The sequence below is a fragment of the Kribbella sp. NPDC004536 genome (genome assembly GCF_042873835.1).
Taxonomy (GTDB): domain Bacteria; phylum Actinomycetota; class Actinomycetes; order Propionibacteriales; family Kribbellaceae; genus Kribbella.
Genome location: NZ_JBIALY010000001.1, coordinates 1,665,643 through 1,687,507, shown reverse-complemented (window position 1 = coordinate 1,687,507; position 21,865 = coordinate 1,665,643). Strand labels below are relative to the sequence as shown.

21 protein-coding genes are annotated in these 21,865 nt (G+C 68.2%); 17 read left to right on the top strand and 4 right to left on the bottom strand.

The window, feature by feature from the left end:
* Nucleotides 1-129: 129 nt before the first annotated feature.
* Both ACFYRU_RS08365 and ACFYRU_RS08360 read right to left on the bottom strand, forming a co-directional pair.
* Complete coding sequence (locus ACFYRU_RS08365; RefSeq protein ID WP_387654623.1) at nt 130-1,533, bottom strand: family 43 glycosylhydrolase; 1,404 nt, start codon at nt 1,531-1,533, stop codon at nt 130-132.
* Between the two features lie 127 nt (nt 1,534-1,660).
* The gene (locus tag ACFYRU_RS08360; protein WP_387654620.1) at nt 1,661-2,968 is read right to left on the bottom strand and encodes a zeta toxin family protein; all 1,308 of its coding nucleotides are present in this window, start codon (nt 2,966-2,968) and stop codon (nt 1,661-1,663) included.
* 140 nt (nt 2,969-3,108) lie between these two features.
* On the opposite strand from ACFYRU_RS08360, the gene ACFYRU_RS08355 reads away from it, so the two are divergent.
* The 16 genes from ACFYRU_RS08355 (at nt 3,109) to ACFYRU_RS08280 (ending at nt 18,060) form a co-directional block, all read left to right on the top strand.
* Complete coding sequence (locus ACFYRU_RS08355; protein WP_387654618.1) at nt 3,109-3,288, top strand: hypothetical protein; 180 nt, start codon at nt 3,109-3,111, stop codon at nt 3,286-3,288.
* Nucleotides 3,289-3,471: 183 nt separating this feature from the next.
* Nucleotides 3,472-3,687 (top strand): hypothetical protein, encoded by a 216-nt coding sequence (locus tag ACFYRU_RS08350; protein WP_387654616.1) that lies wholly within the window; start codon nt 3,472-3,474, stop codon nt 3,685-3,687.
* Between the two features lie 119 nt (nt 3,688-3,806).
* The gene (locus tag ACFYRU_RS08345) at nt 3,807-4,421 is read left to right on the top strand and encodes an excalibur calcium-binding domain-containing protein (protein WP_387654613.1); all 615 of its coding nucleotides are present in this window, start codon (nt 3,807-3,809) and stop codon (nt 4,419-4,421) included.
* 262 nt (nt 4,422-4,683) lie between these two features.
* The gene (locus ACFYRU_RS08340; protein ID WP_387654611.1) at nt 4,684-4,938 is read left to right on the top strand and encodes a hypothetical protein; all 255 of its coding nucleotides are present in this window, start codon (nt 4,684-4,686) and stop codon (nt 4,936-4,938) included.
* 173 nt (nt 4,939-5,111) lie between these two features.
* Nucleotides 5,112-6,476 (top strand): FGGY-family carbohydrate kinase, encoded by a 1,365-nt coding sequence (locus ACFYRU_RS08335; RefSeq protein ID WP_387654608.1) that lies wholly within the window; start codon nt 5,112-5,114, stop codon nt 6,474-6,476.
* Nucleotides 6,473-7,090, top strand: a complete 618-nt coding sequence (locus ACFYRU_RS08330) for a histidine phosphatase family protein (protein WP_387654605.1) — start codon at nt 6,473-6,475, stop codon at nt 7,088-7,090. The genes ACFYRU_RS08335 and ACFYRU_RS08330 overlap by 4 nt, the downstream gene beginning before the upstream one ends.
* Nucleotides 7,087-7,887 (top strand): DeoR/GlpR family DNA-binding transcription regulator, encoded by an 801-nt coding sequence (locus ACFYRU_RS08325; RefSeq protein ID WP_387654602.1) that lies wholly within the window; start codon nt 7,087-7,089, stop codon nt 7,885-7,887. The genes ACFYRU_RS08330 and ACFYRU_RS08325 overlap by 4 nt, the downstream gene beginning before the upstream one ends.
* Nucleotides 7,888-7,897: 10 nt before the next feature.
* Complete coding sequence (locus ACFYRU_RS08320; RefSeq protein ID WP_387654599.1) at nt 7,898-9,355, top strand: FGGY family carbohydrate kinase; 1,458 nt, start codon at nt 7,898-7,900, stop codon at nt 9,353-9,355.
* Nucleotides 9,355-10,374: a 2-hydroxyacid dehydrogenase gene (locus ACFYRU_RS08315; protein WP_387654596.1), complete on the top strand. Its 1,020-nt coding sequence runs from the start codon at nt 9,355-9,357 to the stop codon at nt 10,372-10,374. The genes ACFYRU_RS08320 and ACFYRU_RS08315 overlap by 1 nt, the downstream gene beginning before the upstream one ends.
* A gap of 79 nt (nt 10,375-10,453) precedes the next feature.
* The gene (locus tag ACFYRU_RS08310) at nt 10,454-11,323 is read left to right on the top strand and encodes an inositol monophosphatase family protein (protein ID WP_387654593.1); all 870 of its coding nucleotides are present in this window, start codon (nt 10,454-10,456) and stop codon (nt 11,321-11,323) included.
* Nucleotides 11,320-12,270: a carbohydrate ABC transporter permease gene (locus ACFYRU_RS08305; protein WP_387654590.1), complete on the top strand. Its 951-nt coding sequence runs from the start codon at nt 11,320-11,322 to the stop codon at nt 12,268-12,270. Before ACFYRU_RS08310 ends, ACFYRU_RS08305 begins: the two co-directional genes overlap by 4 nt.
* Nucleotides 12,267-13,079 (top strand): carbohydrate ABC transporter permease, encoded by an 813-nt coding sequence (locus ACFYRU_RS08300; protein WP_387654588.1) that lies wholly within the window; start codon nt 12,267-12,269, stop codon nt 13,077-13,079. Before ACFYRU_RS08305 ends, ACFYRU_RS08300 begins: the two co-directional genes overlap by 4 nt.
* A gap of 2 nt (nt 13,080-13,081) precedes the next feature.
* Complete coding sequence (locus ACFYRU_RS08295; protein ID WP_387654585.1) at nt 13,082-14,398, top strand: ABC transporter substrate-binding protein; 1,317 nt, start codon at nt 13,082-13,084, stop codon at nt 14,396-14,398.
* On the top strand, nt 14,395-15,069 hold the full coding sequence (locus ACFYRU_RS08290; RefSeq protein WP_387654583.1) for a glycerophosphodiester phosphodiesterase: 675 nt from the start codon (nt 14,395-14,397) through the stop codon (nt 15,067-15,069). The genes ACFYRU_RS08295 and ACFYRU_RS08290 overlap by 4 nt, the downstream gene beginning before the upstream one ends.
* 65 nt (nt 15,070-15,134) lie before the next feature.
* Complete coding sequence (locus ACFYRU_RS08285) at nt 15,135-16,325, top strand: Gfo/Idh/MocA family protein (protein ID WP_387654580.1); 1,191 nt, start codon at nt 15,135-15,137, stop codon at nt 16,323-16,325.
* Between the two features lie 160 nt (nt 16,326-16,485).
* Nucleotides 16,486-18,060 carry a phosphodiester glycosidase family protein gene (locus tag ACFYRU_RS08280; RefSeq protein ID WP_387654579.1) on the top strand — a complete coding sequence of 525 codons (1,575 nt, stop codon included), beginning with the start codon at nt 16,486-16,488 and terminating at the stop codon, nt 18,058-18,060.
* A gap of 4 nt (nt 18,061-18,064) precedes the next feature.
* Here ACFYRU_RS08280 and ACFYRU_RS08275 read toward each other — a convergent pair whose 3' ends face one another.
* Nucleotides 18,065-18,346 carry a hypothetical protein gene (locus tag ACFYRU_RS08275; protein ID WP_387654577.1) on the bottom strand — a complete coding sequence of 94 codons (282 nt, stop codon included), beginning with the start codon at nt 18,344-18,346 and terminating at the stop codon, nt 18,065-18,067.
* The gene (locus tag ACFYRU_RS08270) at nt 18,343-19,023 is read right to left on the bottom strand and encodes a GntR family transcriptional regulator (RefSeq protein WP_387654574.1); all 681 of its coding nucleotides are present in this window, start codon (nt 19,021-19,023) and stop codon (nt 18,343-18,345) included. Before ACFYRU_RS08270 ends, ACFYRU_RS08275 begins: the two co-directional genes overlap by 4 nt.
* Before the next feature lie 120 nt (nt 19,024-19,143).
* On the opposite strand from ACFYRU_RS08270, the gene ACFYRU_RS08265 reads away from it, so the two are divergent.
* Nucleotides 19,144-21,858 (top strand): UxaA family hydrolase, encoded by a 2,715-nt coding sequence (locus tag ACFYRU_RS08265; protein WP_387654571.1) that lies wholly within the window; start codon nt 19,144-19,146, stop codon nt 21,856-21,858.
* Nucleotides 21,859-21,865 lie beyond the last annotated feature (7 nt).

Sequence of the window (21,865 nt, the reverse complement as noted above, 5' to 3'; positions counted from 1 at the left end):
GGTGCCACCGGCGATCAGGGCGCGAATTCGACGCATTACTTTCCTCTCCACAACAACGACTGGATATAAGTCATGTGACTATGCATTCGGCTCGTGGAACCGAGCTGATCCAGGTCTGAAGTGGGTCGGTCAGTACACCTCGATGCGGTCGAGGCTGATGACCGCGCTGGTCGAGGCTGGGTTCTTGTCGCCGGTCACGCGTACCCGGACGGTGTGCGGGCCGGACGGCAAGGACGGGCTGATGTACATGAGTTGTTCGCCGACGCGGATCGAGCTGTAGTAGTCGACGCGTTGTTCGGGACCGCCGTCGATCGAGATGGCGGCGATGCCGTTTCCGGTGTCGGCGACGCTGAGGAGCGCGACGCGGGTGCCGGTGAAGCTGATCGTGGCGGTCGCGTTCGGTTCCCAGCTCCAGTGGTCGTTGCCCCAGAAGCACTGGTTGCCGCAGCCGGATCCTGAGCTCCACGCACCGGTGTACGCGACGGCAGCGTCGGTGTCATTGATCCAGTAGTTGGACGAACCCGGGTCGCCGGACGGCAGGTCCTGCGTCGCGCCGGCGGCGAGTGGGCGGCCGAGGTTCGGCGTACCGTCCGCGTTCCAGGTGATCTTCTGGACCCGCGTGGTGCGGAAGGAATACGTATACACGCTGGTGTTCTTCCCGTGGTACGCGATCCAGTCCTCGGTGCCGTCGGGCGACTTGAAGAACGAGTGGTGCCCGGGACCCCACACACCGGTGTCGTCGTTGCGGGAGAAGATCGGCCCGGCGTGCTGCACCCAGTTCGACGCGACCATCGGGTCGGCGCCGTTCGCGATGCTCTTCATCCACAGCTGGTAGTCCGGCTTCCCGGTGTCACACGTCGAGTACGTCAGGAACGTCCGCGTCGCGCCGTACAACGGGGTCGGCCCTTCGCGTACTTCGCTGCACCCGCCGTCGGCCGGGATCGCGACCCGGTCGCCGACGGACGTCCACGGGTTGCTCATCCGGACGATGTACAGCTGTGCCGGCCCGCCCTGACCGCGGCCCGGGCCGGTCCAGACGAAGTACTGCTGCCCGTTGATCGTGAACGGTTCGCCGTCGATCGCGTACTCGCCGAAGTCCGCGATCTTCGCCTTGAAGCTGTACGGCCCGAGCGGGTCGTCGCCGGCCGACTCGAGAACGTACATCCGGTGGTTGGCGTCGACGCCGTCCGAAGCCGTGTAGTAGATGTACCAACGGCCGCCGACGTGGCGGAACGCCGGCGCCCACATCTGCGTGTTGCGCGAGGTGTCGGAGTCACGCCAGACGACCTGCTCGGGTTGCACCAGCAGCGTCGCCAGACTGGCCGACGACCAGATCCCGATCCGGTCGCCGCGGGTGGTCGCGACGTAGTACTTGCCGTTGTAGAACATCATCGACGGATCGGCCGACGGGTTCACCGGATTCCGGAACGTCTGCGACGTCACAGCTTTCTCCTGGAACTCGGCGGCCGATGCGGTCGGCGTCACCACACCGAGCAGCAGGACAACGGATACGGCGGCACGCACAAATCTCATGACACACCTCGGGAAACCTGGGGGGCGGACCGGTCTCACCTCGGTTGTACCGTCTCTTTACCATCGTTGTAAACCGCTGAAACGAGGATCGAACAGGCCTTGCCGTCAGCAGCCGCGACAGTGCGGATCAGTGTCTGGTGCCTGCCGTGGCGACATGCATCGTCACGGCGTCAGGGTGCAAACGTGGCCCGGCAATCGCTGTCACAGTCTTGGCGTCCTCGAGCGACTCGTCCCGGATCCACTGCACCGGCGCCGAGAGCCCGAACCGGCCGAGCTCCGAGGCGGTCTCCAGGAAGTTCCGCGATTCCACCACGGTCCACGGGCGGTCCCGCTCCCGGCTGATCGCCTCCGCGGTACGCGCGGGTTCTTGCCATGCAGAGTCGCTCGTGCGCTGGTTGCCGTAGATCATGCCGGCGTCGGGCCGCAGTACGGCGATCCTGTCGCCCCAGTCTCCCGCGTCGATCAGGTCCGCGGCCCGCAGGACTCCCACGTAACCGGCATCGTGCGCGCCCTGCGTCGTCAGCCGCCCGAACCCGAAGTTCTCCAACGCACGCAGATGGCGTTCAAGTACGCCCAACCGGCTGAGGGCCTCGTGAACAGCAAGGAGCGCGACCTCGACCTGGAATCCGGCGTTCTTGAACGCACGGGCACAGTCCGCGAACTCCTCCGGCGCGGACAGATCGATCTCGACGATCACGTCGTGACGCTGCCGCATCGCCCACTCCACGGCCTGCTCGTACCAGCGACGGCCGTCGGCCGCGACATATCTGCCGGCTGCCGGCGGAACGTCCGTAATCGGCTCGTAGAAGCGTGGATGGTAGGGCTCGTAGGCGGTCGCGCTGACAACGATCGGACGACCGCGCTCGGCCAGTACCGCCCTGGCCAGAGCGGTGACAGTGGCCTTGCCATCACCCGGCTGACCGCCGATGAACACCACGATCGGCTGCGCTTGCGTGGCACCGGTCAGCAGGTCCGGCACGATCCGGTCGCGAAAGATCCGTGCGCTCTCCGCCGCATCCAGCAGATACCGATCGTCAGTTGCCTGTTCAGGCGCCCCGGTGTCGCCGACACCGTCCGTAGTGTCGTATGAGTCGTGGATGGGATCGTCGCCGTCGTCATCTTGGTCGTCGTCATCTTGGTCGTCGTCGGCGCTGAGGAGGTCGTCGGCGTCGCTGCGGATCCGCTTGATCGCGCTGCCGTCCGAGGGCGTCAACGCCTCGCCGCGCTCCGCCCAAGCCGCCTGCTCCGCTCGCCACTGCGTGATCGCGGCAACGTCCCGCTCGGCTTCAGCTTCCTCGGTCGCAATCAGGTGGGCGTAGTACCCGATGGCTTGCCGGACACCTTCCAGCGCAACCTCGTACGCGGTCGCCTCAGCCGCTCGCCACCGCGCGGAACCGAGCCTGGCGAGCACCTCGACGGCACCCACATTATTCACTCACCAACGATAACCGGCCGCCGAGGTCAATTCCGATCGATGCCGAACAATTGGAATTCTGGATGGAACCGAACGACGGGTAGTGACCTCTCACCTCTGTACGTTGAACGCACTCGGACACGAAGCAAAGGGGACGCAACATGAGCTGGGGAACTGGGACAAGCAAGAAGCAGGACAAGGCTGTGAAGAAAGAGGAGAAGAAAGAGACGAAGGAGCGCGGCAAGGACATCGCGGCGGGCCAGAAGATCGACAACGGCACCGTTATGTCCGGGCGGCAAGCTGCTCGTTACGCCCGACGTATGAACGGAACAGGCCGGTAGCGCGAGGCACACCAACCGGCATCGCGACCATCCACTGACAGTGGATGGTCGCATTTTTTTTTGCCTTTACTGACGCTAATCTGGCGAAATAATAGGTCGCCGGGTCCCGTTCGGTAAGCCTTTCGATCTGGGTCGAAAGGGTTGGTGCGGAACCTGGGCCCAGGATGCAGCGTCGTATCGCACATGAAGCTCAAGGTGCGGGTCGTGCATTACCGGCGCGACTGCTGGTATGCCGACATCGACGATGCCGAGGATCGGCAGCCGGACGACCCCTACTGGTATGCCGACTGCGCTACGCAGGCCGAGGCCATCGCGCTCGCCTGCACCCAACTGGCCGCCTTCGAGTCCACAGGCACCACCCCGTGCCGGCTCAGCGAGACCCGCGCGCAAGTCGCCTGACGGCTCCTCGCCGTTCGCACGCCCCTGGACCGTCAGCCTCCGGTATGGCTCACCCGGCCGAGCGGGTTGTAACGCAGCGCGACTGTCACTGGATGTAACCCCCGAGGGGGGAACTCACCATGGCAACTTTCAACTCGCCGCCGGGTTGGCCGGCGCCGCCGGCACCGGACTGGCAACCACCGAACGGCTGGAAGCCGGACCCGGCGTGGCCGCCTGCGCCGTCTGGATGGGCGTTCTGGCTGAACGCCCGGGGCGCGCGGAGCCGCGGGCCGAGTGGGCGGTACGGCGCCGAGTCGCCGACGAAGCTGATCGCCGGCTGGGCTGTGGGCGCGGGCGCCTTCGTGGTGCTGCTGGCTGTGATCGCCGGCGGCAACTCGCCGGCCGCTGTCTCGTCGGCAGCACCGAGGACGGTGACGGTACCCGGGCCGACCACGACGGTGACTGTCGCCGGACCTGTCGTCACCGTGCAGCAGACGGTGCCCGGACCGACGGTCACGCAGGCGCCGCTTCCTGCGCGGACCGTGACCGTCCCGGCGCCGCGGACGACCACCGAGCCGGTGCCCTTGGTGCACAGGACGCAGAGCACGGCGCCGAAGACGACCGAACCGTCGGACACCACGTACTACGCGAACTGCGCGGCAGTACGCGCGGCCGGCAAGGCGCCTCTGTATCGCGGCCAGCCCGGATACGCCGCGCACCTGGACCGTGATGGAGACGGCGTCGCCTGCGAGTAGTCGTAAATCCACAGGCCGCGTTGTGGATAACTCCTGCTGGCTGTGGATATCGCGACCATTGCTGTGGACAACTTGTGGATCGGGCAACAACTTCAGGTGCGGATGCACGTGCAGTCCGGGGAGTGAGAGAGCGGTTGCCGGAGGTCTGTTCCGGTGGTGGGATGTGGGCGTAGCGCGGATGAAACTTTACGAAGATTTGTCCGTGACATTCGGTGCGCCGGATCGTTGATCCGTCAGGAACAGACCGCCGGTAGCGGATCGCGTGAACTCGGAGGACCTGCTCGTGCACAAGTTCAACACCCCGCCTGACTGGCCCGAACCGCCCAGCGACAGTTGGCGCCCGCCGATCGGCTGGCAGCCGGACCCGGCCTGGCCGGCGGCCCCGAAGGGCTGGCGGTTCTGGCTGAATCGCAGCGGCCGGCACAGCAGTGGCCCGATCGGCGCGTACGGCTCCGTCGACGCCGGCCGGCTCGAGCTGGCGACCGTCGACCCGGGCCTGCTGCTGATGCACTCCTGAGCACGTCCTGGCTGGGTTACCCGACAGGGCCTGACTGCAGCACCGCGGCTCCCGCGCGCTCCGGGCGTTCGGGAGCCGTCTTGTGTCCGCCTTCGGTCAGCAGGCTGGCGGGTACTTATCGCGTTCTGGTGTTATGTTATCAGCGCAGATAACAGTCACCTGGGAGGCGTCACGTGGGCTGGATCGGGCTCGACCTCGGCACGCAAAGTGTGCGGGCCGTGCTGGCCGATGCCAAGGGGTCGGTACTGGCCCGGGCCACGCGCCCGCTCGCGAGCCACCGCGACGGCGTCCGGCACGAGCAGGATCCGCAGGAGTGGCTGGCCGCCGTCGACGCCGTGCTGGCCGAGGTCGGCCGCAAAGGCGTGGACGGTATCGCGATCTGCTCGACGTCCGGCACCTTCCTGCTGACCGACCACGCCGGCCGCCCGGTCACCACGGCCCTGATGTACGACGACGCGCGCGCGGCTGCCCGGCGTGATCAGATCGTCGACGCCGACCCGGACCGCTGGGCGACCAGTATGCAACCGACCTGGGCACTGCCGAAGATCCTCGACCTGGACCTGACCGGCCGTCGCGTCGCCCACAGCGCCGACTTCGTCGCGGCCCACCTCGTCGGTCATCCGGTCGCGACCGACACCAGCCACGCCCTGAAGACCGGCTACGACCTGATCGCGGAGTCCTGGCCGACAGCCGCGTTCGACAAACTCGGCCTGCCCCTGGACGCATTCCCCGAGGTCGTCCGCCCCGGCGCCGAACTCGGCCGCACTCCGGACGGCATCCCGGTGTACGCGGGCATGACCGACGGCTGCGCGGCCCAGATCGCCGCCGGCGCGCTCGCCCCGGGTGCGTGGAACTCGGTCCTCGGTACGACGCTCGTCCTCAAGGGCGTGAGCGCCGACCTCATCACCGACCCGACCGGCGCCGTCTACAGCCACCGCCACCCCGACGGCGGCTGGCTGCCCGGGGGAGCGTCCAGTTCCGGCGCCGGCGTACTCACCGAACTCCTGCCCGGCGCCGACCTCGATGCCCTGGATCATGCGGCACACCCGGTCGACGCCGTCACCTATCCGCTCACCAAGACCGGTGAGCGGTTCCCGTTCGTCGCACCGCAGGCCGAGCGGTTCACGCTCGGCAGCACGCCCGACGACCTGCATACGTATGCAGCCGTGCTCCAAGGTGTCGCGTTCGTCGAGCGGCTCGCGTTCGAGCACCTGGCGAAGCTCGGCGCGGACCCGGTCCGTTCGGTTTCGCTCACCGGCGGGGCGACCCGCAGCGGGTACTGGAACCAGCTCCGCGCCGACGTCCTCGGCGTACCGGTCGAGCTTCCCGCCGTACCGGATCCGGCGTACGGCATGGCTGTCCTCGCCGCATCCGGTGGAGACGACCTGACCGGCACCGCAAGCCGGATGGTCCGCGTCGCCCGGGTCCTCGAACCGGGCTCGCGGCGCCCCGCCATACCAAACCGTATGGAACGGTCGCTCGACGACCTGTACGGCGAATTCGTCGCGGAGCTCGACCGCCGGGGGTACCGGAGATGAGGACGACGATCGTGCTGGCCCGTCATGGCCGGACCGAATGGCACCACGGCAACCGGTACACCGGTTCGACCGACCTGCCGATCGACGAGGTCGGCGTACAGCAGGCTGGCCAGTTGAAGGAGTGGGCCCTCGGCTACGCGCCGGACGCCCTGTGGTGTTCGCCGATGCTGCGGGCCCGGCAGACCATCGCGCCGCTCGCCGCAGCGCTGCGGCTCGAACCGACCGTCGACGCGCGCTTGCGGGAGGTCGACTTCGGGTCCGCCGAAGGGAAGATGCTCGGCGAGCTGCCGCCCGCGGTGGCGAAGGCGTTCGAGCTCGACCCGGTGCGCGACCACTTCCCGGGCGGCGAGGATCCGGCCGCGGCGGCCGATCGCGTACATGACGTCTTCACCGAGATCGCCCGGCGGCACCAGGGTCAGAAGGTGTTCGTGGTCGCCCACAACACGCTGATCCGGCTGCTCGTGTGCAGGGTGCTGGGGCTGCGGCTGAACGACTACCGCAGACTGCTACCTGCACTCGGTCCCGCGGCGCTCGTGCGCTTCCGGTGGCAGGACGGCACAGTGGGCCTCGAGGCGTACAACATTCCTCCTCTGCGACTGGAGACCCTGGCATGACATCGGATGTCGACGGCGACACCACCGAACTGAGCCGTCCCGCGCGCCGGCAGGCCGAGATCGCGGCGTACGTCGTGAAGAACGGCTCGGTCTCGGCGAACGACCTGGTCGAGGCGTTCGGCGTGAGCGTGATGACGGTGCACCGCGACCTGGACGAGCTCGAACGGCAGGGCGTCGTACGCAAGTACCGCGGCGGCGTCAGCGCGCAGCCGACCAGCGTGTTCGAGAGCAACGTCGCGTACCGGCTGAACACCGCGCATGCGGAGAAGATCGCGATCGCCCGGCACGCCCGGACGATGATCGAGCCCGGGATGTCGGTGATGCTCGACGACTCGACCAGTGCGCTCGCGCTGGTCGACCTGTTCGAGGACATCACCCCGTTGACCGTGGCAACGAACTTCCTGCCTGCGATCACCAAGCTCGCGCAGTTGCGGGACATCACGCTGCTGGCACTCGGCGGGATCTATTCCGCGACCCATGACTCGTTCGGCGGGATGCCGTGTGCGGAGGCTGTCGAGGCGCTGCACACCGACCTCTTGTTCTGCTCGGTGTCCGCGGTGTCGCCGACGCACGCGTTCCACCAGGAGGAGGAGATCGTGCTGGTGAAGCGCGCGATGCTCCGCTCGGCGAAGACCAAGGTACTGCTGCTCGATCACGGCAAACTCCAGCGCACCGCCCTGCACCGGCTCGCCCCGCTGACCGACTTCGACATCGTGATCGTGGACGAGAAGACCCCTCAGGACCTGATCGCTGCTCTGCGTGACAACGGCGCGTCCGTGGAGGTCGCAGAAATCTAGGAGGGGGTACATGGACGTCGGCGTCGACGTAGGCACCACCGTCACCAAGGCCGTTGCGTTCGACGACGCCGGCCGCCCGATTGCCGAGGCTTCACGACCGACCCGGCTGTTGCACCGCAGTACTGGGCGCTTCGAGCACGAGACCGCCGAAGTAGTTGCTTCGGTCAACGAGGTGGTGCAGGAGCTGGCGGCGTCCGTCGGTACGCAACCAGGCGTGCTGGCGATCACCGCCCAGGGGGACGGCCTGTGGCTCGTGGACGACGCGGGTGCGCCGGTGCGGCCGGCCATTTCTTGGTTGGATGCGCGGAGCAGCTCCATCCTCGAGCGGTGGACCGCCGAGGGAGTTGCGGAACGGGTGTTCCGGCGGTCCGGAAACCGGATGTTTCCAGGTGCATCCGGGCCGTTGCTTGCTGCGGTGATTGCTGAAGAGCCTGAGGTTGTCGCGGCGGCTGGTACGGCGGCGTACTGCAAAGACGTGGTGATGCAGGCGTTGACGGGCGTACGGGCTACGGATGTTTCCGATGCATCGGCACCGTTCCTTGATCCCAGAACTGGGGAGTATGACGAGGAAGCGCTCACAGCTACGGGGTTGGCTGGGGTGCGGGAGTTGTTGGCGCCGGTGGCTGCTGCGGGGCCGGTGGGGGAGTTGCGGGACGGGTCTACCGGGATGGTTGCGGGGACTCGGGTTTCGGCGGGGCCTTATGACTTGCCGGCCGCGGCGGCGGGGGCCGGGGTGACCGAGGCTGGGGACGCCCTGTTGACCGTTGGTACGACGCTGGCGTGTCAGGTTGTCACGCGGGAGCTCCCGGTCGACGGTGAGCCCGCGGGCTTGTTCCTGGGGACGTGGACACCTGGTGTCTGGTTGCGGGCGATGCCGGCCATGGTCGGTACCGCGGCGCTCGATCGGGTCCTCGCACTCGTTGGCGTGACCACCGATCAACTGCCCGCGCTGCTCGCGGAAAGCAGGCCCGGTGCGGCCGGCGTCACCGTACTGCCGTACCTGTCCGAGGCCGGCGAGCGCGCCCCGTTCGTCGACACCCGTGCCCGCGGGACCATCGACGGCGTCTCGCTCGCGACGACGACGGCAGACCTGGTACGCGCGACCTGTGAAGGAATCGCGTACGCGGCCCGGCACTGTCTCGAAGCGGCCGGCTGGACCGGACGCGTCACGGTGTGCGGCGGTGGTGCCCGCAGCAGCGAGTGGACGCAGATCCTCGCCGACGTACTGAACGCACCCCTGCACACCGCCGAGGCCGAACAGGTCGCCGCCCGCGGCGCGGTCATCTGCGCGCGGCGCGCGGCCGACCCGGACAGCGCCGGCGCGGAGTGGATCGCCGAGACCCGCCAGGTCGACCCGGATCCGGCCCGCGCCGCGTTCTACGCCGACGGCTACGCCCACTACCTGCGCCGGATCGAGGCGGCCCGCCCGCGCTGGTCCGACCCGGCACCTACCTTCTCTGGAGCCTGATGAGAACCGTCAAGACCCTGCTCGCCGGCGACCACTTCGTCCGGAACGAACAGCTGGCCGCCGCGCTGGGCGCGATCCCGGAGGTCGCGTTCGAGTTCCGTGAGGTGACGTTGCCCTGGCCGCTGACGCCGTACGGGCGGGTGGCCGAGGTGGACGAGGCGAGTGACGCGGAGGACCAGCTGATCGAGGCGCTGGCCGGCGTCGAGCTCGCGGTCACGCAGATGGGGCCGTTCACCGAACGCGTACTGGATGCCGCGCCGGACCTGCGCTACCTGGTGGTCTGCCGCGGCGGACCCGTGAACGTGAACGTCGCCGCGGCAGCCGAGCGCGGGATCGCCGTCGCGTCCACACCAGGACGCAACGCGGTCGCCGCCGCCGAGCACACGGTCGCGTTGATGATGGGTGCCCTGCGCAACCTTCCGCGGCTGCAGCGCACGCTCGAGCAGGGCGAGTGGCGCTCCGACCTCTACGCGTACGACGAATGCGGTGGCGAGCTGGACGGCTCGACCGTCGGCCTGGTCGGGTACGGGGCGATCGGCCAACGGGTCGCCCGCGTACTGCTCGCCTTCGGTGCGCAGGTTCTGGTCGCGGACCCGTACGTCGACCAGGCGCCGGACGGCATCGAGTTGGTCGATCTACACGAGTTGCTGCGGCGCTCGGACGTCGTCAGCCTGCACGCACGGCTGACCGACCAGACGCGCGGCATGATCGGCGCCGACCAGATCGCGTCGATGCCACGCGGCGCCGTACTGGTGAACACAGCCCGCGGCGGTCTGCTCGACTACGACGCGACCGTGGACGCGCTGGAGTCCGGGCAGCTGGGCGCCGCGGCGTTCGACGTGTTCCCGTCGGAGCCGCTGCCCGAGGGCTCCCGGTTGCTGACCGCACCGAACATCGTGATGACGCCGCACCTGGCCGGCGCCACCCGGCAGACCGCGCACCGCGCCGGCTCGATCGCCGCCGAGGCCGTCGCCGCGTTCCTGGCCGGAAAGGACCCGGTGGGACTGGTCCGCCGTTGATTGATCACGATGTGATTTCACTGCGAAAATCACAGACTTTCCCTATACGTAACCATTGAACGGTGATAATTTCACCGGCATGCCCACCGCCCCGTATCTCGTTGACCTCCGCGACCTGGCCGTCCGGCTGGCGATCGCGGCGGGCGCGGAACTGCTCGTCCGCCAGCAGGAGTTGTCGATCGACGCGGCCGGTGTCGAGACCAAGAGTTCGGCCAGCGACCCGGTCAGCGCGGCCGACCGCGCCGCCGAGAAGCTGATCGTCGACGGGTTCACCGCGGTCCGCCCGGGCGACGGAGTGCTCGGTGAGGAAGGCGCTTCACGGCCGTCGACGACCGGCCTGACCTGGGTGATCGACCCGCTCGACGGCACGGTCAACTACCTGTACGGCCGCGCCGACTGGTGCGTCTCGATCGCCGTCGAGGACACCGACGGCGCGATCGTTGGTGTGGTCCATCAACCCCGCACCGGCACGACCTGGTTCGCAACCCGCGCCGGCGGCGCTCACCGTACCGACCCGAGCCCGACCGTGCCGGCCGACTCGCCGGCCGGCTGGTTCGCCGACCCGGTGCCTGGCTGGGGGCCGGCGCAGCGGGCGCGGCGCCTGGGCCCGCCGCGGGAGCGGCGGTTGGAGACCGCCTTGGTGAGTACGGGATTCTCGTATCTCCCCGAACGTCGCGCCGAGCAGGCCGCGACACTCCAGGACCTGCTGCCCGCCGTCCGCGACATCCGTCGCGGCGGATCGGCCGCCCTCGATCTGTGCTCGGTCGCGGACGGTACGGCGGACGCGTATTACGAGCACGTCATCCAGCCGTGGGACGTAGCCGCCGGGGCGTTGATTGCCCGCGAGGCCGGCGCGACCGTCGTACGGCCTTTCCCGCAAGGCATCCTGGCCGCCGCCCCCTCGGTGGCCGAACCGCTGATCGAGCTACTCACCAGGAGGTCGGTGTGACGGTAACGGACCTACCGGCCCGGACGCATCCGGACGAGCGAACGATTGCTAACGGCAACGACCAGCAGAAACGACGAAGACGCCGGGAGTACGGCCTTTTCGCGTTGCTGGTCGCGCCGAACCTGCTGGTCATCGCGGTCTTCGCGTACTGGCCGATTATCTACAACGCGTTCCTCAGCCTGACCGACTGGAACATGATCGCCGCCCGCCCGAAGTTCGTCGGGCTGGTGAACTACGGCCGTACGCTCACCGATCCGGCGTTCCACAAAACGCTGTGGGTCACGGTCGTGTTCACCGGGCTGATCGTGGCCGGCAGTCTGGTGATCGGGCTCGCGCTGGCGTTCCTGTTCAACCTGCCGCTGAAGGGCCGCGGCGCGGTCCGGACGATCGCGTTCGCGCCGCACATCCTGTCCGGTGCGGCGGTCGCGACCATCTGGGCGTTCATCTTCGACCCCGGGTACGGCCTGATGCGCGCGCTGATCGAACCGTTCGGCGCCGAACCACCTGACTGGATGAACAACTCGGACTGGGCGCTGCCCGGCCTGGTCATCGTCTACCTGTGGAAGAACGTCGGCTTCGCCGCCCTGATCTACCTGGCCGGCCTGCAAGGTCTGCCGAAGGACCTGGACGAGGCGGCCGCGATCGACGGCGCGTCCACCTGGACCCGGTTCCGCGCGATCAAGCTGCCGTTGCTTGCCCCGATCACCTTCTTCCTGCTGATCACCACCGTGATCGGCACGTTCCAGGCGTTCGACGTGATCGCAGTCATGACCGGTGGTGGTCCTGGTGATGCCACCACCACGCTGAGCTGGTCGATCTACAACGAGGGCTTCCAGGCGTTCAACGCAGGCCGCGCGGCGACCCTGTCGATCATCATGTTCGTCATCTTGCTGCTCGTCACGACCGTGCAGGCCCGGGTGATGGAGAGGCGGGTGCACTACCGATGAAGACACGCGCGATCCACTACGTCGTACTGGTCGGTGTGGCGGCCGTGTTCCTCGGACCGCTGTATTGGTTGGTGTCCACGGCGTTCAAGGACCCGGCCCAGATCTACCAGTGGCCGCCGGCCTGGTGGCCGCACCTGACCTGGGAGAACTTCAGCCTGGCGTGGGCGGCCGCGCCGTTCGACCGGTTCTTCTTGAACTCCACGATCATCACCGTCGCCGGTACGGCGCTGAAGGTGGTGAACGCTGTACTGACGGCGTACGCCTTCGCCTACCTGCGCTTCCCGGGCAAGAAGATCCTGTTCCTCGCGGTCCTCGGGGCAATGATGGTGCCCGGTCACGTGACCTTGCTGCCGAACTACCTGACGGTCGCGTCGCTCGGCTGGATCAACACGTACGCCGGGCTGATCATCCCCGGCATCGGGTCCGCGTTCGCGACATTCCTGATGCGCCAGCACTTCCTCACGCTGCCGACCGAAGTGACGGACGCGGCGGCAGTCGACGGCGCGGGACACCTACGGACGTTGTGGCGCGTCGTACTGCCGATGTCGCAGCCGATGCTGATCACTGTCGTGGTGATCACCGCTGTCGAGGAGTGGAACAACTTCGTCTGGCCGCTGATCGTCACCAACACCGCCTCGATGCGGACGTTGCCGGTCGGGCTGCTGATCCTCAAGGACGAGGAGGGTCTCGCGGCCTGGGGCACGATCATGGCCGGCACGCTGCTGGTACTCGCGCCGATGCTGTTGATCTTCCTGATCGCCCAGCGGTACATCGTCGGCGGGATCACGGCCGGAGCGCTGAAAGGATGAGCATGAGACGTCGTACCTTCCTCGGCGCCGGCGCGGCGCTCGGGCTGGCGGGTTGTGGTTATCGTTCGGTCGACGCGGTGTACTCGCAACCGGCCGGAACGGTGCCGTCGAAGTACGCCAACCGCACGCGGGTCGTGTTCTGGACGCCGTACGGCGGCGTGAACGGCAAGGCGGTCGACAAGCTCGTTGCCAAGTTCAACGATTCGCAGGACGGCGTGTACGTCGAAGTGCAGTTCCAGGGCAGCTACGACGACGTGGCGCAGAAGGTCGCCGCCGCGCTGGTCGCGAAACAGGCGCCGGACCTCGCCGTACTCTCGGATGTCACCTGGGAACGGTTCTTCCTGAACGATGCACTTGAACCGCTGAACGGGTACTTCACCGACGGCTTCGGTCCGGGTGTGTATCAGGAGAAGCTGTTCGGCGAGTACGTGGTGAAGGGGCAGAGCTGGGCGGTGCCGTTCGCCCGCAGTACGCCGATCATGTACTACAACCGCGACGCCTTCGAGAAGGCCGGGCTGCCGGACCGGGCGCCGCGGACGTGGAGCGAGCTGCGGTCGTGGGTTCCGCAGTTGGCGAAGGTGCAGTCCGGTGGGCGGTCGATGCGGACGATCGCGTTCGCGAAGATCGACGGCGACTGGCAGTTCCAGGGGAATGTGTGGCAGTTCGGTGGCGCGTACTCGCACGGTCTGGACGTGACGATCGACCAGGCCGGTGCGGTCGCGGCCGGTGAGTGGCAGCGTTCGATGGTGCACGACCTCGGCGCGGCGTACATGGCGAGCAGCCCGAGTACGGACTTCGCAAACGGGTTGGTCGGCGTGATCCAGGAGTCGACCGGTGCGATGAAGACCATCGGCAGCAAGGCGAAGTTCAAGGTCGGCGCCGGGTTCATCCCGTCCGAGGTGGCGTCCGGGCTCGCGACAGGTGGTGGCGGGATCGGGATGCTGCGCAACATCTCCCCGGAGCGCAAGCAAGCGGCGGCGACGTTCCTGCAGTTCCTCGCGCTGCCGGAGAACTCGGCGTGGTGGACCACGCAGACCGGGTACCTTCCGGTGGTGAACAAGGCGCGCGACAACGCCGACCTGAAGAAGCTGATCGCCGAGCAGCCGAACTACGGTGTCGCGATCGCGCAGCTGCAGAACGCGCGGCAGCAGGACGCGATCCGGCTGTACGGGCGGAACGCGAACGTACAGATCTACACCGGACTGCAGCAGATCTACGCGGACAACGCGAAGCCGCAGAAGGTGTTCGGCTCGGTCGCGAAGCGGCTCGGGTCGATCGGCGAAGAGGTCAGACGGCAGTACGAGGAGAAGGTGCTGTGATCGTCACCGGCCACCGGGGCGCGCTCGGGACCGAACCGGAGAACACGCTGCGCTCGTTCCGCCGGGGGGTCGCGGACGGCTGCGACGAGATCGAACTCGACCTGCGGGTGAGCGCCGACGGCGAGCTCGTGATCATGCACGACGCCGCCGTGGACCGGACCACCTCCGGGTCGGGCGAGGTCGCGTCGCTGATGCTCGCGGAGCTCCGGGCGCTGGACGCCGGCCTCGGCGAGCAGATCCCGACCTGGTCGGAGACGGTCGCTGCCGTCGGCCTCCGGATCCAGGCCGAGATCAAGGCCGAGGCCGCCGTACCGCTGCTCGCCCAGTCGCTGAAGTCCTCGCCGGCGCTCGCGGCCCGCACCCTGGTCACGTCGTTCCATCCGGAGATCCTGCTGGCGATCCGCGAACTCTTCCCGGACGTGACCACGGGCCACATCTTCGGGAGCACCCCTGAGATCCCCGAGGTCATCGCCCGCACCCGGGCCGCCGGCGCAACCTGGTCTCTGTGCGGCATCGCCGGCCTCACCCCGTCCGGCGTCACCGAAATCCACACCGCCGGCCTCTCCGTCACCGCCTGGCCCGTCCCCGACCGCGACACCCTCGCGCAAGCCGTCGCCCTGGGCGTCGACGGCATCACCACCGACAACCCACACCTGCTGAACGTGTCCTGAGTCACACAATTCAACGTGCGAATTTGTTCTTCCGTGGAACATAAATGTGTGATTGCCTTGGCTGTATGGGAATCAGCATCGGTGTGGTCGGAGCAGGCCAGTTCGCCCCCTCGTTCCTGCGGTTGTGGTCGGCGCACCCGGACGTGTCCGAGGTGCGGCTGACCGACGTCATCCCGGAACGGGCCGCGGAGATGGCAGCCAAGCAGGGCATCGCGGTGACGCACGCGTCGTTCGAGGAGATGCTCGAGTCGGACCTGGACGCGGTCGCGATCTTCACGCAGCGCTGGCTGCACGGGGAGATGGCGATCAAGGCGCTCGAGGCCGGGAAGCACGTGTACTCGACGGTCCCGATGGCGATCGAGGCCGACCAGATCGCCCGCATCATCGAGCTGGTCAAGGAGACCGGGCTCACCTACATGATGGGCGAGACCAGCTTCTACTACCCGTCGTCGGTGTACTGCCGGCAGAAGCTCGCCGAGGGTGCGTTCGGCCGGGTGTTCTACTCCGAGGGTGACTACGTCCACGACATGGACCTCGGGTTCTACGCCGCGTACCAGTACTCCGGCGGCGACGACTGGAAGAAGACCGCGTCGTTCCCGCCGCTGCTGTACCCGACGCATGCCGTCGGCAACGTTCTGTCGGTGACCGGCCAGCACGCCACCCACGTGTCGGCGATCGGCGTCAAGGACGACCGCGGCGACGGCGTCTTCGACAAGGACGTCAGCCAGTTCGACAACGACTTCTCGAACGCGACCGCGTTGTTCAAGCTCGCCGACGGCGGCATCATGCGGACCAACGAGATGCGCCGGGTGGGGTACCCGTCGCACATCCGCGAGTCCCGGCTGCGCGTGTTCGGTACCGAGGGCAGCTTCGAGCAGCTCGCCACCACGACGCTCTGGCAGAACAAGCAAGGCGTCGAGGACGTCAGCCACCTGATGGAGACCAGGCCGACCGGTGACGACGCCGACCTGGCGAACGTCGACCCGGCGCTGCGCGACGCGTTCCGGTCCGGACTGTCCCCGGTCCACGACCGCTCCCGCCTGCCGAAGGAGTTCGACGGCCTGCACAACGGCCACGAAGGCTCCCACCACTTCCTCGCCGACGACTTCGTCCGCGCGGTCGCCGACAAGACCCTCCCCCCGATCAACGCCTGGGTCTCCGCGCGCTACACCCTCCCCGGCATCTTCGCCCACCAGTCCGCCCTCCAAGGCGGCGTCCAGCTGGAGATCCCGGACCACGGCGACGCCCCTGCGTGACCTAAGGACAGGAGGTGGTCCCCTCGGCCACGATCCGCCACGCGTGATCGCTCGGCGAGTTCGCCGCCGAGGCGGACCACCTCCTGTCGTTCGGTACCGTTCAGCTACGAGACGCCTGGTCCGGGTTGCGATGTACTCGGGGTGAACGTAGGAACGTCCTATGACCCTGCGACGCCTGGGCCTGTCCGCCCTCTGCTTGTCCCTGACCATCGGTGGTACGACCGCGGTCGCCACCCCGCCGGCCGAGCATCTCCCGCTCGGCCCGGCGAACCTCGCCGAAACCCGTGACACCCGCACATTGCAGCCGGGCGTCACCCTCACGACCATCGTCCGCGGCCAGACCGACCCGTCCGCAGGCTGGACTGTCGAGATCGCGATCCCGTCCTCGTCGCCCGACCCGGACGCGCCCGCCGCCGCGCTCTCCGACCAGACCGGCGCCGACAAGGCCGCCGCCAAGCTTCGCGACGCAGGTCTCGACCCGCGCGTCGAAGACGTACCGACGCCGAAGCTCGCCGACGCCGGCGGAAACAGCCTCGGGTACCGCGTCCGCGTCGGCCTCTTCGGTACGAAGGCCGAGGCCGATGCCCTGCGTACGAAGGTGATCGCGGCCGGCCTGAACGGGTCCAGCCTCTACACCGGTTGGGACGGCGAACCGGACGACCTCGCCGGCTCGACCGGACCGTGGCACGTCCAGGTGCTGACGATCGACCCGAAGAGGTTCCGCGGCAAGCTCGACGCGACGTACGGCCCGGACCTCGAACGGCGCGAAACCACCAGCGCGCTCGCGACCCTCACCGGCGCCACCGCCGCGGTGAACGCGGGCTTCTTCGTCCTCGACCCGAAGTCCGGCGCACCGGGCGATCCCGCGGGCATCGGCGTGTACGACGGACGCCTGGTCAGCGAACCGACCAACGGCCGCCCGGCACTCGTCCTCGGCCCTCGCGGTACGTCGGTCTCCCGCTTCACCTGGCGTGGTTTCGCCGGCAAGCTTCCGCTGGACGGGCTGAACCGGTACCCGGGACTGATCCGCAACTGCGGCGGTACGGCGGACGACCTGCCGACGTCGAAGCCGATGCACGACACGACGTGTACCGACCCGGACGAGCTGATCGCCTTCGACCCGTCGTACGGTCCGTCGACCCCGACCGGGCCCGGCGCGGAGGTCGTACTGGACCGTCGCGGCATCGTCACCGAGATCCGGTCGGCTCGCGGAGGTGCGATTCCGGCCCGCGGCCGTACGGTGCAGGCGACCGGCAACCTGGTCGGCCCGCTGCTCGCCGCCGCTCAGGTCGGGAGGCCGTTGCCGATCCGCTCGACGCTGCTGGACGAGCGCGGCCGGCCGGTTCCGCTGACCCGCCGTACGACGATCGTCAACGGCGGACCGGAACTGGTCCGCGACGGCCGGATCCACGTCACAGCCGCCGCCGACGGCATGGTCCAGGCAACCCCGAGCTTCTACTACGGCTGGGTTCACAAACGAAACCCGCGCACGATTGCAGGCGTAGACGACCAAGGCCGCACAGTCCTCATCACCGCCGACGGCCGCAACGTCAACAGCCTCGGCCTGTCCATCGCCGAAGCCGCCGCAGTAGCCAAGTCCTTCCACCTACGCGAAGCCATCAACCTCGACGGCGGCGGCTCCACCACCATGATCGCCGACAACACCATCCTCAACACCCCCTCCGACACAACTGGCGAACGCCCCATCGGCGACGCCCTGATCATCACCAAGTAGCTGGCTACTCGTGTGCGTCCAGGGGCTGGCGGAGGTCGGCGGCCAGGGTGCGGTTGTACTGGGCGTGGTAGGTGGTCGGGTTGGCCGCGACTTCGTGCGGGGTGACCTGGAAGGGGCGTCCGTCGTACGCCCAGAACGGGAGGTCCAGGTGATGGGCCAGGTCTGCGACGGGCAGGTGTACGACGGGAAGATCGAGCGCGTGCAGGCGATCCAGGTCCCACTGGAAGTCGAGGATGTACGCCGTCAGCTCCGGCGGAATCGGCAACGGGAACGGGCGCCGGGTCACTCGTAGATTCTGCGCAGCCGCAGTGTCATCGAGTTTTCGATGTGTTGGGTCATCGCTGCCTCGGCCGCGGCGGGGTCGCCGGCGGTGATGGCTTCGACCAGCATCCGGTGTTCGGTGAGGACCTCCGGGCCGATGTCGCGGTCGTAGTGGAGGCGGAAGATGTGCAGGTGGCAGTGGGTCCGTTCGAAGGCCAACCGGACCTGGTCGCTCCCGGACAGCGACGCGATCAGCGAGTGGAACCGGTTGTCGTGGACAGTCAGCGACTTGTAGCCGGCGTAGTCGATCGACGTCGGCTCGACCGCATTCGCCAGCTCGGTGCGCAGCTGCGCGATCCCGTCGGGCGAGATCAGCTCGGCCGCCCGCCGCGCCGCCCAGGGCTCGAGCAGGAGGCGGAACCGGTACAGGTCGTCGAACTCCTCGAGCGAGAGCAGCGGAGTCGCGCGGTACCCCTTCAGCGGCTCCTTCACCGCCAGCCCCTCCGACTCCAGCCGCGCCAGCGCCTCGCGGACCGGCGTCGACGACACCTGGAACTCGCGGGCCAGTCCGTCGATCGAGATCCGCGCTCCGGGCCGGATGACGTGGTCCATCAGCATCGTCTTGATGGCCTCGTACACGTCGTCGGCGAGCATCTGCCGCCGGAGCAGCCGCCGGTCCACCGGCGCCACTGACTCGCTCATCAACTGTCTCCGCATCCGGTCGCGGCCTTGACCCCACCGGTCAGGTTTCGGCAGGGTAACACTGGTAATCATGCATCATGCACGATTTCGGCCGGAGCTAGCTATGGGGAGTCGCGAACGATGGTGAGGTTCGAAGAGATCGGCGTGCTGCCCGAGCCCGGCGACAACGTCGCGATCGCCTCGCAACAGCTGGCGGCCGGCACCGAGGTCGAGCTCGACGGTACGCCGGTTACGCTGCCACACACCGTGCTCGAAGGGCACCGTTTCGTGGTCAAGCCGGTCGCGACCGGTGCTGCACTGACCTCCTGGAACACAGCTTTCGCCCGCGCGTCCCGCGATCTCGAACCGGGCGACTACGTCTGTACGCCGACCAGCCTCGCCGCGGTCGCCGCTCGCGGCGTGGAGGGACTGCCGAGCGAGCCGTCCGCGACGAACGAGCCGCTCGACCCGTTCGAGCTGGACGAGTCCGCGCTGAACTTCGGCGCCCAGGTGACCAGTGTCGAGCAGCCCGGTACGTTCCTCGGCTACCCGCGCGAGCAAGGCCCGGCCGGTACGCGGAACCACGTCGTACTGCTGGCGACAAGCTCCCGCAGCAGCGGGTTCGTCACCGAGCTCGCGCGGCGCTTCGACGGGGCCGCCGCGGGCGACGGTGTCGTACCGGTCGCGCACACCGAAGGCGGCGAGGACGACGTACCGAACAACCTGCACTTCCTGCTCGCCACCCTCGGCGGCTTCACGCTGAACCCGAACGTCGGCGCCGTGCTGATCGTCGACACCGAAGGCGACGTCGTCTCGGGCGAGGCAATCAAGAACTTCCTTGCCGAGAACAACTACCCGTCGATCAAGGTGCCGCACGCGTACTTCACCCGCAGCGCCGGCTTCGAGCACGACCTGACCGCGGCGGGCGCACTGATCGAACCGTGGCTGCCGATCGTGGACGCCCAGCCGCGGGTCGAGGTCCCGCTGGCCGACCTGAAGATCGCCTTGCAGTGCGGTGGAAGTGACGCGTTCTCCGGAATTTCCGCCAACCCGCTCGCCGGTCAGGTCAGCGCGGAAGTCATTCGCCACGGCGGTACGGCGGTCCTCGCGGAAACCGACGAGCTGATCGGCGCCGAGCCGTACGTACTGAAGAACGTCCGCGATCTCGCCACCGCACAACGTTTCCTGGCCACGATCAAGTCGTTCAAGGAACGCGTCGGCTGGCACGGTCATACCGCCGAGGGCAACCCGTCCGGCGGCAACGTGTACCGCGGGCTGTACAACATCGTGCTCAAGTCGATCGGGGCCGCGCGGAAACTTCCGCGCGAGGTCCGGCTCGACCACGTGATCGACTACGGCGAACCACTGCCCGGCAACGGCTACATCTTCATGGACAGCCCTGGCAACGACCTCGAGTCGGTGGCGGGCCAGATCGGCAGCGGCTGCAACCTGATCTTCTTCACCACCGGCAACGGGTCGATCACCAACTTCCCGTTCGTCCCGACGCTCAAGTTCGTCACCACCAGCGCCCGGTACGAACGGTTGCACGCCGAAATGGACGTCGACGCAGGCAAGTACCTGACCGGTACGCCGATGGCCGACCTGACCGCGGAAACGTTCGACCTGGTCGTCCGCGTCGCGTCGGGGGAGAAGAGCGCAGGCGAACGCGCCGGGCACAGCCAGGTGTCGATCTGGCGGAACTGGAAACAGACCGGTCCGCGCGAAGGCATCTCGATCACCACCGACGGCCGGATGGCTCGCAAGCTCGCCGACCTGCCGGCCGAGGACCGCGACGCCCCGCTCGACGGCCTGCCGCACCCTGGCCTGACCTCCGACGGCCGCACGATCGCCGGTCTGTTGACCGTCGACGATCGCCTGGTTCCGGAGGCGGTCGGTCTGATCCTGCCGACCAGTTTGTGCTCCGGGCAGATCGCGCTGCGCCTCGCGGCCCAGGCCGAGCTGGAGAAATGGGCCGGCGACGCGGTCACCCGGATGGTCGCGCTCCCGCATACCGAAGGCTGCGGCAGCAGCGGCGGCGCCTCGGAGGAGACGTTCGCGCGGATCATGCTCGGGTACCTCCTGCACCCGAACACCCGGATGGCGCTGCTCCTGGAACACGGCTGCGAGAAGACGCACAACGACTACTTCCGCTCGCGGCTGGTCGAGGCCGGCGCGGACCCGTCCCGGTTCGGCTGGGCGAGCATCCAGGCCGACGGCGGTCTCGAAGCGGTCGGCGGCAAGGTCAAGGACTGGTTCAGCAGCTTCGACCTCCCGGCTCCCGTCGAGCAGCCGGGTGACCTCGGCGCGCTCACGATCGGCCTGGAGGCGCGCGGTCCGCTCTCCGACCAGACCGCCGAGGCGCTGGCGCTGATCGGGCAGGAAATCGTCGGCGCCGGCGGTTCCGTCGTACTGTCGTCGCGTGGAGCGCTGCTTGCGAACGATGGCTTCCGTACGGCCGCGTTCGGGACCGCGGACGCGGTCGGGCCGACCGTCGCGCATGGGCAGCGGATCGCGGCGCCGGGGTGGCACGTGATGCGCATGCCGGGGACGGACTGGATGGAAACCGCTACCGGGTTCGGGGCGACCGGCGTGCAGCAGGTCCTCGCGCATGTTGCCGGTGGCACCTTGTCCGCGCAGCGGTTCGTACCCGTCGTCGAGTTCAGCAACGACCCGGAGACGGTGGCGTCGTACGGCGACGACCTCGACGCGGTGGCCACCGGTGCCGCGGCCGAGCAGGCGCGGATCGGGCTCGACACCATCGCGGCGGTCGCGAGCCGGCGGCTCGTCCCGAAGGCGGTTGCCTCCGGCAACATAGGTTTCCAGATCACTCGTGGACTGCTCGGGACGTCGATGTGAAAGGCGC

Excerpts from the sequence above, each read along its gene's own strand:
- ACFYRU_RS08315 (WP_387654596.1), top strand. The coding sequence starts at position 9,355 with ATGAGAACCGTCAAGACCCTGCTCGCCGGCGACCACTTCGTCCGGAAC.
- ACFYRU_RS08295 (WP_387654585.1), top strand. The coding sequence starts at position 13,082 with ATGAGACGTCGTACCTTCCTCGGCGCCGGCGCGGCGCTCGGGCTGGCG.
- ACFYRU_RS08300 (WP_387654588.1), top strand. The coding sequence starts at position 12,267 with ATGAAGACACGCGCGATCCACTACGTCGTACTGGTCGGTGTGGCGGCC.
- ACFYRU_RS08320 (WP_387654599.1), top strand. The coding sequence starts at position 7,898 with ATGGACGTCGGCGTCGACGTAGGCACCACCGTCACCAAGGCCGTTGCG.
- ACFYRU_RS08355 (WP_387654618.1), top strand. The coding sequence starts at position 3,109 with ATGAGCTGGGGAACTGGGACAAGCAAGAAGCAGGACAAGGCTGTGAAG.
- ACFYRU_RS08310 (WP_387654593.1), top strand. The coding sequence starts at position 10,454 with ATGCCCACCGCCCCGTATCTCGTTGACCTCCGCGACCTGGCCGTCCGG.
- ACFYRU_RS08280 (WP_387654579.1), top strand. The coding sequence starts at position 16,486 with ATGACCCTGCGACGCCTGGGCCTGTCCGCCCTCTGCTTGTCCCTGACC.
- ACFYRU_RS08365 (WP_387654623.1), bottom strand. The coding sequence starts at position 1,533 with ATGAGATTTGTGCGTGCCGCCGTATCCGTTGTCCTGCTGCTCGGTGTG.
- ACFYRU_RS08285 (WP_387654580.1), top strand. The coding sequence starts at position 15,135 with ATGGGAATCAGCATCGGTGTGGTCGGAGCAGGCCAGTTCGCCCCCTCG.
- ACFYRU_RS08270 (WP_387654574.1), bottom strand. The coding sequence starts at position 19,023 with ATGAGCGAGTCAGTGGCGCCGGTGGACCGGCGGCTGCTCCGGCGGCAG.
- ACFYRU_RS08330 (WP_387654605.1), top strand. The coding sequence starts at position 6,473 with ATGAGGACGACGATCGTGCTGGCCCGTCATGGCCGGACCGAATGGCAC.
- ACFYRU_RS08350 (WP_387654616.1), top strand. The coding sequence starts at position 3,472 with ATGAAGCTCAAGGTGCGGGTCGTGCATTACCGGCGCGACTGCTGGTAT.
- ACFYRU_RS08325 (WP_387654602.1), top strand. The coding sequence starts at position 7,087 with ATGACATCGGATGTCGACGGCGACACCACCGAACTGAGCCGTCCCGCG.
- ACFYRU_RS08265 (WP_387654571.1), top strand. The coding sequence starts at position 19,144 with ATGGTGAGGTTCGAAGAGATCGGCGTGCTGCCCGAGCCCGGCGACAAC.
- ACFYRU_RS08345 (WP_387654613.1), top strand. The coding sequence starts at position 3,807 with ATGGCAACTTTCAACTCGCCGCCGGGTTGGCCGGCGCCGCCGGCACCG.